The sequence below is a fragment of the Pseudomonas sp. 05N434 genome (assembly GCF_056396965.1).
Genome location: NZ_JBFTMK010000821.1, coordinates 1 through 1,480, shown reverse-complemented (window position 1 = coordinate 1,480; position 1,480 = coordinate 1). Strand labels below are relative to the sequence as shown.

The window sequence follows — 1,480 nt, the reverse complement described above, 5'->3', positions numbered from 1 at the left end:
ACCACAATGGTCGCGGTTGGACGCACGGTGTCGATGGCGTAGTTGTTGGAGTCGGTCACACCGACGCCGCTGTTGCCCGACACGTTGGTCACACCGCTGTTGTCCAGGCGGATCAGGTTAGTGGTGTCCGTGACGCTGGCGGCAGGCGTGAAAGTCGCCGTCCAGGTCACGCCGCCATCGCTGGAAGAAACACTGCTGAGGGTGCCGTTGGCGACCGTCAGGTCAGCATTGGTGAAACCGCTCACCGCTTCGCTGAAGGTAATGGTCACCAGCGAGGTTTCACCGGCCTTGAGGGCACTGTCGGCAACGACGATGGTGGCGGTCGGCACCTGGGTTTCCACCACATAGTTGGCCGAGTTGGTGGTGCCCGCTCCAGTGTTGCCGGCCACGTCCGACACGCCGCTGTTGTTCAGGGTAATGATGTTGCTGGCGTCGGTAACCCCGGCAGTCGGGGTGAAGGTCGCGGTCCAGGTGATGCCGCCGTCGCTGCTGCTCACCGCGCTCAAGGTCCCGTTGGCGACGCTCAAGTCACTGTTGTCGAAACCCGTCACCGCTTCGCTGAAGGTGATGGTCACCAGGGCCGTTTCCCCCGGTTTCAAGGTCGAATCACTCAACACGATGGTGGCCGTCGGACGCTGGCTGTCGATGGCGTAGTTGTTGGAATCAGTGGTGCCGCTGCCGGCGTTGCCCGCCAGGTCGCTGATCCCGGTGTTGTCCAGGGTGATCAGGTTAGTGGTGTCGTTGATGCCCGCCGAAGGCGTGAAGGTCGCCGTCCAGGTGATGCCGCCATCGCCGCTGCTCACCGCGCTCAGCGTACCGTTGGCGATGGTCAGGTCGGCGTTGGTAAAACCGCTCACCGCTTCGCTGAAGGTGATGGTCACGAGCGAGGTTTCGCCGATTTGCAGCGCCGTGTCCGCGACCACGATGGTAGCCGTCGGGCGCACGGTGTCGATGGCGTAGTTGTTGGAATCGGTAGTGCCGCTGCCCACGTTACCGGAGGCGGCCGCCTGCACGCCGGTGTTGTCCAGGGTGATCAGGTTGGTCGCGTCGGTGATGCTGGCRGTCGGGGTGAACRTSGCCGTCCAGGTGATGCCGCCATCGCTGCTGCTCACTGCCGTGAGCGTACCGTTGGCGATGGTCAGGTCGGCATTGGTGAAACCGGTCACCGCTTCACTGAAGGTAATGGTCACCAGCGACGTTTCACCGATTTTCAGCGCGTTGTCGGCCACCACGATGGTGGCCGTTGGCAGCACCGTATCGATGGTGTAGTTGCCCGAGTTGGTGGTGCCACTGCCGGTGTTGCCGGCCACATCGGTCACACCGGTATTGTTCAGGGTGATGACGTTGCTCGTGTCATTCACGCCGGCGGTTGGGGTGAAGGTCGCGGTCCAGGTGATGCCGCCATCGCTGCTGCTCACTGCCGTGAGCGTACCGTTGGCGATGGTCAGGTCGGCATTGGTGAAACCGGTCACCGCTTCAC

Annotated in this window: 1 protein-coding gene; it reads right to left on the bottom strand. The window is 62.9% G+C overall.

Annotation, left to right across the window (positions count from 1 at the left end; all coding sequences use genetic code 11):
- A partial coding sequence (locus AC1DLB_RS29750) for an Ig-like domain-containing protein (RefSeq protein ID WP_477786259.1) occupies window positions 1-1,480 on the bottom strand: 1,480 nt, incomplete at both ends.